We start from the raw sequence: 8,563 nt of genomic DNA, 5'->3' as shown, positions 1-8,563 counted from the left end.
CCGGGCCCGGCGACCGGCGCCACAACGCCGAGCTGGTCGCCGCCCGCGGCGCCGGGCTGGGCGGCCCGTTCACCGCCGACACGCTGCGCAGGCTGCTGCACGACGGCGAACTCGCGGCCGCCGCCCGCGACGTCCGCACCGAGATCGCCGCGATGCCGACGCCGCAGGCCAGGGTCGAGGTGCTGACCGCCCTGGCCTGAGCGGCGTCGGGACGGTGGGCCTAGAAGACGGCGACCGCGACGATCAGGCCGAGCGCGACGTGCGCGGCCGCGACGACCTTCGCCACCGCCCGCGGCTCGTCGGACTGGATGACCTCGCCGATGTCGATGCCGGTCACCCACTCCAGCAGCCGCACCGCGGCGACCTGGGCGATGATCCCGATCAGGCCGAACACCAGCGACGACACGACGCCCTGCAGCAGCGAGCCGTACGAGCCGTAGATCGCGGTGACGATGATGAACGCCATCGACAGCATCCCGGCCGAGGTGATCGTGACCGCGTTCGGCAGACCGCCGCGGACCATCGCCGGGAGCTTGCCGGGCGTGGTGAGGTCGATGGCCCAGAAGCCGACCAGCATGAGCAGGGTGCCGATCACGGCGTAGAGCAGGATCGCGCCGACACCGCGGCCGAGGAAGCCCCAGTACGTGGCGTCGAACGCCTGGGCGAGGATCACGGGAGGTACCTCCGGGGAGCGGGGGTGTGCAGGAACCGGTGCAGGAACAGGGTCAGGACTCGGGGATGCGGTGCGGCACGAAGGCCGCGCCGTCGTCGGTGATCAGGCCGGCGGTCTCGCGGATGCCGAGCCCGGCGGCGGTGTCACCGACCAGCCAGGCGCCCAGGCAGGGACGGAACCCGTCGAATTCGGGCAGCGGGTCGAACATCTGGTAGACGAAGCCCTCGTCGCCGTAGACGCCGCCGGTCGCGGTCTCGTAGCCGGGGGCGACGATCTGGATGTTGGCGCCCTCGCGGCCCAGCAGGGGCTTGCGGACGTACTCGGTGAGGATGCCGGGGTTGCCGAGCGAGGCGGGCAGCAGGTTCGGGTGCCCGGGGTACATCTCCCACAGCACCGCGAGCAGCGCCTTGTTCGACAGCAGGGTCTTCCACAGCGGTTCGAGCCACAGCGTCTCCGGGAGGCTGCGGGTGACGTGCTTGCCGAACTCGTCCGACAGCATCCACTCCCACGGGTAGAGCTTGAACACCGTCGACATCGGAGCTTCCTCGAGGTCGACGAAGCGGTCCAGTGCGGAGTCCCAGCCGATGTCCTCGATGGACAGTCCGACGGTGTCGAGGCCCGCCTCGGCGGCGGTCTCCTGCAGGTAACCGACGGTGATGTGGTCCTCGCCGGTGGACTCGGCGCCGGACCAGGTGACGTGCACCTCCGACGACGGCAGCAGACCCTTCAGCTCGCCCCAGCGTTCGACGAGCTTCTCGTGCAGGGAGTTCCACTGGTCGTCGCCCGGGTGGACGTCGGACAGCCAGTGCCACTGCAGGATCGAGGCCTCCAGCAGCGAGGTGGGGGTGTCCGCGTTGTACTCGAGCAGCTTGGCCGGGCCGGAGCCGTCGTAGCGCAGGTCGAAGCGGCCGTAGAGGTGCGGGTCCGAGCGGCGCCAGGACTGCGCGACCTGCTCCCAACACCACTCGGGCAGCGCGAAGTCCCGGAACCGCTCGGTGGTGACCACGTGGTCGACCGCCGACAGGCACATCGACTGGAGCACCTCGACGTCGGCCTCGAGGGACAGGACCTCGTCCATCTCGAAGACGTAGTGCACCGACTCGTCCCAGTAGGGCCGCTCGTTGCCCGAGCCGTCCCGGCCGGGGGTGCCGAAGGCGAGCCCCTGCTCGGCGACGGTGCGCTGCCAGTCCGGACGGGGGGTGCCGCGTTCGCGTCGCACGCCTCAGCTCCCGCTGGAGAAGCCGGAGCCGCCCGAGGACGACGACGACCCGCCGCCGACGCCGAGACCGCCCCGGGAGATCGTGCCGCTGCGATTCGCCGAGCCGATGGTCGAGCCGGTCGTGCCGCTGCGGACCGTGGTGCCGCTCGGCGGCGGGGACACGTTCCCGCCGGTCGCGACCTGGCCGACGCCGCCGCTGCCGCCGTAGTTGTAGTGGTACTGCCGGCCGCCGCCGCCCAGGAAGATCGGGACGAAGGCGAAGCCGCCGCCCCCGTTGGACACCTGAACCTGGCTCTGGGTGCCGCTGCAGTTCTCGTCCGGCACGACGACGCCCTGGTCGTCGACGCAGCGCGCCTCGACCGACTCGCCGCCGCCACCGGACCCGGCGTAGACGGCCGCGATCAGGGCGACGACGCCGACGGTCGCCCCGGCGCCGATCAGCACCCGCTTCGTGGTCTTGGAGCGGGCCTCCTTGAGCCGCACCGCCTCGCGGTCCGCGCGCAGCTTCTGCTCGCGGGCGCGCTTCTCGGCGAGCGTGGGCTCGCGCGGCGCGGTGCTGCCGTCCTGCTGCCGGATCCGGCCGCGCGGGGCCTCGGCGGGCTGCTCGGCGGGCGCGTTCGCCCACGGCGCCGTCGCCGGTCCGTCGGTCTGCGGTGTCGGCGTCGTCGACTGCGGCTCCGGTGTCGCGCCCCCCGGTGTCGCCCTCGGCGTACCGGCGGGCGGCGTGCTGTCGTCCGGGCCGCCGCCGGCGCGCGGTCCGTCGGTCATCGCTGGTCCCCCATCGTCACTCCCGTCCCCCGCGCGCACCGTACCGGGAGCGGCCGACGACCACCGGCCGTTCCCGGATGACGATTCGGCTGCGTTTCACCCACACCTGCCCGGACGGGTGGTCGCGGCACCCCGTCGCACCGGGCGGACCTGCACGTTCACAGCATCCGGCCGACCGACCGCCGCGCCGGGGCACCGGCCGGGTGAAGCCGGGCCGACCCCGGCTGCATGATGGGGGACGTCATGGATTCCCGCTCCTCCGCCGGCTCCGACCGGCCCGACGCGACCGGCCGCACCGCCGTCCACGCCGGGCAGGGGACCACCTCGGTGCTGTCCCGGCCGTCGGCCACGCCGGTGGCCCCGACCCGTCGGCGACGGTCGTCGGAGGCCTCCGGACGCGCGGGCGCAGGGCGGGGCGGGCTCCTCGGGGCCCGCCGGGTCGGGATCGGGATCCTGGTCGGCGCGGTGTTGATGCTGACCGTCGCGTCGGTCGACTCGCTGCTCGGTGCCGAGGTGCCCGTGCTGGGATCGTTCGCGTCCTCCGGGGTGCCGAAGGTGGAGGAGCCCCCTCCGCTGCCGCCCCCACCGGACACCCCGGGCACCTGCCTGAACTGGACCCGGTCCGACGCGACCGACACCGCCGCCGTCGACTGCGCCGGGCCGCACCTGTTCGAGCAGGCGGGACGGGTCGCGCTGACCGACCAGCCGACGTTCCCTGCCGACGGGGCCTGGCAGAAGCTCGTCGCCGACCGCTGCACCCCGGTGGTCACCACGTACCTGAACGGCAAGTTCGACCCGGACGGGAAGTTCCGGGTGGGCGCGCTCAAGCCGTCGCAGCAGCGCTGGGACAGCGGCGACAAGGGCATGCGCTGCGGCCTGCAGATGGCCTCGCGCAGCGGGGAGATGTTCCCGATCACCGGCAAGGTCGCGGCTCAGGACCAGTCCGCGGTCCAGCCGGTGGGCACCTGCCTCGCCATCGACGGCCGCACCGTCGGCGACCCGACCGACTGCGCCGGGCCGCACGCCGTCGAGGCGGTCGGGCTCGTCGACCTGGGTACCGAGTTCACCGAGGACTGGCCGGCCATCGAGGACCAGGACAAGTTCCTCCAGCCCGCCTGCACCGACGCCGCGAACACGTTCGCCGGCAACGACCAGGTGATCGGCGCCAAGGGCCTCACCGTCTACTGGGGCAACCTCTCCGAGGAGTCCTGGAAGGCCGGCAGCCGCAAGGTCAACTGCAACATCGGCACCCTGCTGCCGGACAACAGCGGCTTCGCCTCGATCACCGGCTCGGTGAAGGGGAACCTGGTCGTCTCCGGGCAGCCCGCCGCCCCGGCACCGTCCGCGCCCGGTGCGCCCGCTCCGGACGGTGCCCCGGCCGACGGGTCGGCCACCCCGGCCCCCGGCTCGCAGGCCCCGGTCGAGCAGCCCGACGGCGAGCAGCCCGCCGCCCCCGACGGCGGCGCCGGACAGCCGGACCTCGACATCCCACCCGGCCTGCCCGGGCTGTCGGGCAACTGACGTGCCGGTGGCGATGCCCGCCGACCGGTTCGACGAGCTGGTCGGCGAGGCGCTCGACCTCGTGCCCGCCGAGCTCGCCGCGGCGATGGACAACGTCGTCGTGCTGGTCGAGCCGTGCCACCCCGACGAGCCGGACCTGCTCGGGCTCTACGAGGGCGTCGCGCTGACCGAGCGCACCGCGGACTACGCGGGCGAGCTGCCGGACCGGATCACCGTGTACCGCGACGCCGTCCTCGACTTCTGCGAGGACGAGGAGCACGTCGTCGACGAGGTCGCGATCACCGTCGTCCACGAGATCGCGCACCACTTCGGCATCTCCGAGGAGAAGCTGCACGAGCTCGGCTGGGGCTGACCCCTACCGGTGGGTGGCGCGCCGCCCGCCGGGCATCGCGTCCCACAGCTCCGGGACCCAGCCGCCGGGGTCGCGACGCAGCACGACCCGGCCGGTGTTGGGGACCGGGCGCTCGCGGCCGTAGGTGACGTCGGGGTGGCCGGGTCCGGAGCCGTCGTGCCCGCCGAGCAGCGCCAGCGACAGGATCCGGATCGCCGCCCCGTGGCTGACGACGACGACCGCCCCCTCCGTCACGCCGGAGGTCACCGCGGCGAGGTCGGGCAGCGCCCGGTCCCACACGTCGCGGGCGGACTCGCCGCCGGGCATCGCGCGGTCGACATCACCGTCCCACCAGGCCTCGAAGACCTCGTCGAACGCGGCGCGGGCGTCGTCGCCCTCCTGGCCCTCGAGGTCCCCGACGAACACCTCGTGCAGGCCCTGGAGCAGCTCCACCTCGCGTCCGAGCGCGCGGCCGATCGGGGCGGCGGTCTCCTGCGCCCGGGTCGCCCGTGACGCGTACAGGCCCTGCACGGGCCATCCGGCGAGCAGCCCGGCGACCTCCTCGGCCTGCGCGTGACCCAGCTCGTCCAGCCCGGGGCCCGGCAGCGCGGTGTCGAGGCGGTGCCGCACGTTCGACGGGGTGCGGCCGTGCCGGACCAGCACCAGGCGCAGCGCGCCGTCGTCCGGCGGGACCTGCGCGGTCCGGGTGCCGGTGCCGACGGCCGCGAAGGAGGCGGCGCCGTCGTGCTCGTCGTCGGTCTGGTGGCTCACGTGTCGGCTCCCCGTCGGACCGCGGCGAGCCAGCGCTCGGACGCGGCGTAGTCGTCGGCGGTGGCGACACCGAGCGCCGCCACCGGGCTCCCCACCCCAGCCGCCGGGGCGTCCGGTGCGGGATCGGATCGCGGGAACGACCCGAGATAGATCAGCCGGTCGCAGCGACGGTGCAGTGCGGCCAGGGCCTCTCCCATCGCCGGGTCGGCGACGTGGCCCGAGCAGTCGAGGTGGAACCAGTACTCGGCGTGGCGGCCCTTCACCGGGCGGGACTCGATCCGGGTCAGGTCGATGCCGCGGACGGCGATCTCGGTGAGCAGGCCGAGCAGGGTGCCGGGGCGGTTCGTCGTCGTCGCGGCGAGGGTGGTGCGGTCCCAGCCGGTCGGCGCCGGCGGCGGGCCGGGGCGGGTCAGCAGCACGAAGCGGGTGACGGCGCCCGCGTTGTCGGCGATGTCGTCGGCCAGCACCTCCAGGCCGTGCTGCGTGGCTGCGAGCGGGGCGGCGACGGCGGCGTCGACCTCACCCCGGGCGGCCTGGGCCGCGGCCTCCGCGGTGGAGGAGCTGACCCGGACCTCGGCGGCCGGCAGGTGCTCGGCGAGCCAGCCGCGGGTCTGGGCGATGCCGTGGCCGTGGGAGGCGACCGAGCGGATCGCGTCACCCGTGGTGCCCGGGCGGCCCATCAGGCAGAACCGGACCGCGATCCGGGCCTCACGGGCGATCACCAGCGGCGGATCGGCGACGAGCCCGTCGAGCACCGGCGGGACGGCGCCCTCGACGGTGTTCTCGATCGGCACGCAGCCGGCGTCGACGGAGCCGTCGCGGACCGCCGCCAGCACCGCGGGGGCGCCGGGCAGCGGCACGAGCTCCGCGCCACGCGACTCGGGCAGGGTCAGCAGGGCCTGCTCGGTGAACGTGGCGTGCGGCCCCAGGAATCCGATCCGCATCCGATCCGTCCTGATCAGTCCAGCAGTCCGAGGGCGACGAGGTCGGCGATCGGGACCGGCTCCGGGTCGACGCCGCAGCGCGGCAGGACGGTGCGGACCTGCTCGACGGCGGCCTCGGGCAGCTCGTCGAGCTCCCGGGCGAGCTTCTCGCCGTCGGTGCAGGCCAGGGCCTCCTCGGCCGGGTCGGGCGAGGCGCTGACCCCGGTCATCCGCGCGACGGCGGCGATCAGGTTCAGCAGGCCGTGGCGGCCGCGGGGCGTCGACGCGGACGGGTCCTCGCGGACGATCCGGTCGATGCCCTGGGCCGAGATCCCGCCGGTGCCGCTCTCCAGGCCGGCCAGCAGGAACTTGTGCACGTCGACGATCTCCGGCACGTCGGAGGCGCGCGGCCCGCCGAGCCGGATCTTCGGGGTGCAGCCGTGCTCGGCGACCCTGCGGACGGCGGCGAGCCAGGCGAGCGTGCCCTCCTCGTCCCCCTCGACGGGGCGGCGCGGCTCCACGACCGGGGTCACCTCGTCCGGCACGAACTCCGAGACGCGTTCGAGCCAGATGCCGTCGACGTCCGGCGGTGCGGCGCACTCGACGGTGCTCGGGGTGAGCAGGCTGGAGCGGGAGAACACGGTCGAGAGCGCCTTCGGCACCGCACCCAGCCCGGTGTCGACGACGAGGGCCAGCTCCGCCGGCCGGCTCGGCGCGGAACGGGCGAGCTCGGTGACGACGGCGGGCAGCTGCGACGCGGGGCAGACCAGCCGTCCGACGAGGCCTCCGTAGTGGCCGTCGCGGGCGGCGAGATAGCGCGACACGACGGCGTCGACGCCCGGTGCGACGGTCCTCGGCTGCAGCAGGCTGGTGTCATCGACCAGCGCAGCGAGCAGCGGACGGATCGGCCACGGGTCGGCTGAGGAACCCGAGGGCACGGTCATCACGCCGACAGACGCTAACGGTCGGGTCACGGCGCCCCCGCAGAGGGGGTTACCCCCCTGCGTCAGAGTGCACTGGACAGGCGACACTGCCTACTGCTTAGGTAAGGGTTACCTAATCGGAGGTGAGAGTGGGAACGACCCGAGTGCGCCGCCCCCCGACGCCCGCCGTCGCCGAGCGAGCCCGCAGCCTCGTCACCCGTGGTGGCCGCGCGGCACTCGTCGGCACCGGCGAGCCGGAACCGTGTGCGCCGCTGATGCACCACACCTGGCCGGACGGCACGACCGACCTGCTGCTGCCCGACGACCACGTGCTCCGCGAGCGCGCCCGGCTCACCCTCGACGGGCTCCCGGTGATGCTCGAGCTGACCGGCAGCACGCCGGTGCCGCTCGACGAGCCGGTCCGGGAGCTGCTGTGGCTGGTCGGGACCCTGCAGGAGCCGGACCCGACGACCGGCCGGGAACGGGCGCTGCGGCTCGCCGAGAAGGCCCCGCACCCCAACCTCCTCGACGCCGGGCGCGGCGCCACCCTGCTGCGGCTGCACCCGTCGTCGGCGGTCTACTCCGACGCCGAGGGCTGCGCGCCGGTCTCGCCGACCGAGCTCGCGGCCGCCGAACCCGACCCGTTCTGCCGGGTCGAGCAGGTGTGGCTGGAGCACCTGGACCGGGCGCACCCGGAGATGCTGTGCGCGCTGCGCCGGCACCTGCCCGACGGGCTGGGGTTCACCGGCGGCCGGGTCCGCCCGGTCGGCGTGGACCGCTTCGGGCTCCGCGTGCGGGTGCCCACCGCGACCGGCACCCAGGACGTGCGGCTGGCGTTCTCCGCACCCGCGGACGGGCCCGAGGAGCTGCAGCGCCGGTTCGCCGAGCTGGTGGGCTGCCCGGCGGCCGGGGGCCGCTGAGCCGGGCTCAGGGACCGGCGGGTGCCAGGTGCTCGGCCTGCACCTTCCGGGTCACCTTCCGCTCGGCGACGAACGACGCGACCGGGATGGTTCCCGCGGCCAGGATGACCACGGCGAACACCGGCTTCCACCGGCAGCGCTCGGCCAGGATCAGCGTGCACACGATGTAGATCATGTACAGGAAGCCGTGCACCATCCCGATCAGCGCGACCGGCCGCGGGTCGCCGAACAGGTACTTCGCCGGCATCGCGTAGAAGGTCAGCAGCAGCAGGCCGACGCCGGTGACCCAGGCGGAGACCCGGTAGGCCTTCAGAGCGGTCGCGACGGTCACGGGGTGGACTCCTCCCGGTGCCGGGCCGCCAGGCGGGCCAGCTCCTCGTTGTAGGCCCGCAGCTGCGGATCGGTGCTGCGGGGCGGGGCGGCGTTCGCCGGGCGGGACGTGAACGGCGACGGGCCGGCCGGGGGTGCCGGGACGGCGGGCTCGGCGGTCGACGTCGAGGCCGACGCAGCGGCC

The 8,563-nt window shown here is 74.6% G+C and carries 10 protein-coding genes and 2 pseudogenes; 4 read left to right on the top strand and 8 right to left on the bottom strand.

Features of this window, described 5'->3' with window-relative positions:
• A pseudogene (locus tag NH602_RS24950) lies at positions 1-200 on the top strand (glycosyltransferase); the annotation flags it as partial.
• Between the two features lie 20 nt (positions 201-220).
• On the opposite strand, the gene NH602_RS24945 reads toward NH602_RS24950, so the two are convergent.
• Genes NH602_RS24945 through NH602_RS24935 form a run of 3 tightly spaced genes read right to left on the bottom strand, consistent with a single transcriptional unit; the run spans position 221 to position 2,660 of the window.
• Positions 221-673: a DUF350 domain-containing protein gene (locus NH602_RS24945; RefSeq protein WP_083474448.1), complete on the bottom strand. Its 453-nt coding sequence runs from the start codon at positions 671-673 to the stop codon at positions 221-223.
• 52 nt (positions 674-725) lie between these two features.
• Complete coding sequence (locus NH602_RS24940) at positions 726-1,892, bottom strand: glutathionylspermidine synthase family protein (RefSeq protein WP_062399176.1); 1,167 nt, start codon at positions 1,890-1,892, stop codon at positions 726-728.
• 3 nt (positions 1,893-1,895) lie between these two features.
• Positions 1,896-2,660: a hypothetical protein gene (locus NH602_RS24935; RefSeq protein ID WP_253069060.1), complete on the bottom strand. Its 765-nt coding sequence runs from the start codon at positions 2,658-2,660 to the stop codon at positions 1,896-1,898.
• A gap of 243 nt (positions 2,661-2,903) precedes the next feature.
• Here NH602_RS24935 and NH602_RS24930 point away from each other — a divergent pair, with 243 nt between their 5' ends.
• Both NH602_RS24930 and NH602_RS24925 read left to right on the top strand, forming a co-directional pair.
• Positions 2,904-4,181, top strand: coding sequence for a septum formation family protein (locus NH602_RS24930; protein ID WP_253069059.1), 1,278 nt, complete (start codon positions 2,904-2,906; stop codon positions 4,179-4,181).
• 1 nt (position 4,182) lies between these two features.
• Positions 4,183-4,533, top strand: a complete 351-nt coding sequence (locus tag NH602_RS24925; RefSeq protein ID WP_253069058.1) for a metallopeptidase family protein — start codon at positions 4,183-4,185, stop codon at positions 4,531-4,533.
• A 3-nt stretch (positions 4,534-4,536) separates the two neighbouring features.
• Here NH602_RS24925 and NH602_RS24920 read toward each other — a convergent pair whose 3' ends face one another.
• Genes NH602_RS24920 through NH602_RS24910 form a run of 3 tightly spaced genes read right to left on the bottom strand, consistent with a single transcriptional unit; the run spans position 4,537 to position 7,150 of the window.
• The gene (locus tag NH602_RS24920; RefSeq protein WP_253069057.1) at positions 4,537-5,283 is read right to left on the bottom strand and encodes a histidine phosphatase family protein; all 747 of its coding nucleotides are present in this window, start codon (positions 5,281-5,283) and stop codon (positions 4,537-4,539) included.
• On the bottom strand, positions 5,280-6,227 hold the full coding sequence (gene pheA, locus NH602_RS24915; RefSeq protein ID WP_100879150.1) for a prephenate dehydratase: 948 nt from the start codon (positions 6,225-6,227) through the stop codon (positions 5,280-5,282). The genes NH602_RS24920 and pheA overlap by 4 nt, the downstream gene beginning before the upstream one ends.
• Positions 6,228-6,241: 14 nt before the next feature.
• Positions 6,242-7,150: a hypothetical protein gene (locus NH602_RS24910; protein ID WP_083657987.1), complete on the bottom strand. Its 909-nt coding sequence runs from the start codon at positions 7,148-7,150 to the stop codon at positions 6,242-6,244.
• Positions 7,151-7,293: 143 nt separating this feature from the next.
• On the opposite strand from NH602_RS24910, the gene NH602_RS24905 reads away from it, so the two are divergent.
• The gene (locus NH602_RS24905; protein WP_253069056.1) at positions 7,294-8,049 is read left to right on the top strand and encodes a DUF2470 domain-containing protein; all 756 of its coding nucleotides are present in this window, start codon (positions 7,294-7,296) and stop codon (positions 8,047-8,049) included.
• Positions 8,050-8,056: 7 nt separating this feature from the next.
• Here NH602_RS24905 and NH602_RS24900 read toward each other — a convergent pair whose 3' ends face one another.
• Together NH602_RS24900 and NH602_RS24895 are read right to left on the bottom strand one after the other, a co-directional pair.
• Positions 8,057-8,380, bottom strand: coding sequence for a DUF3817 domain-containing protein (locus tag NH602_RS24900; protein WP_073573766.1), 324 nt, complete (start codon positions 8,378-8,380; stop codon positions 8,057-8,059).
• Positions 8,377-8,563 (bottom strand): annotated as a pseudogene (locus NH602_RS24895) (hypothetical protein); the annotation flags it as partial. The gene NH602_RS24900 and the pseudogene NH602_RS24895, both read right to left, overlap by 4 nt.

This window comes from Pseudonocardia sp. McavD-2-B, from assembly GCF_024124365.1.
GTDB classification, from domain to species: Bacteria; Actinomycetota; Actinomycetes; order Mycobacteriales; family Pseudonocardiaceae; genus Pseudonocardia; species Pseudonocardia alni.
This window is presented reverse-complemented; position numbering and strand designations above follow the sequence as displayed.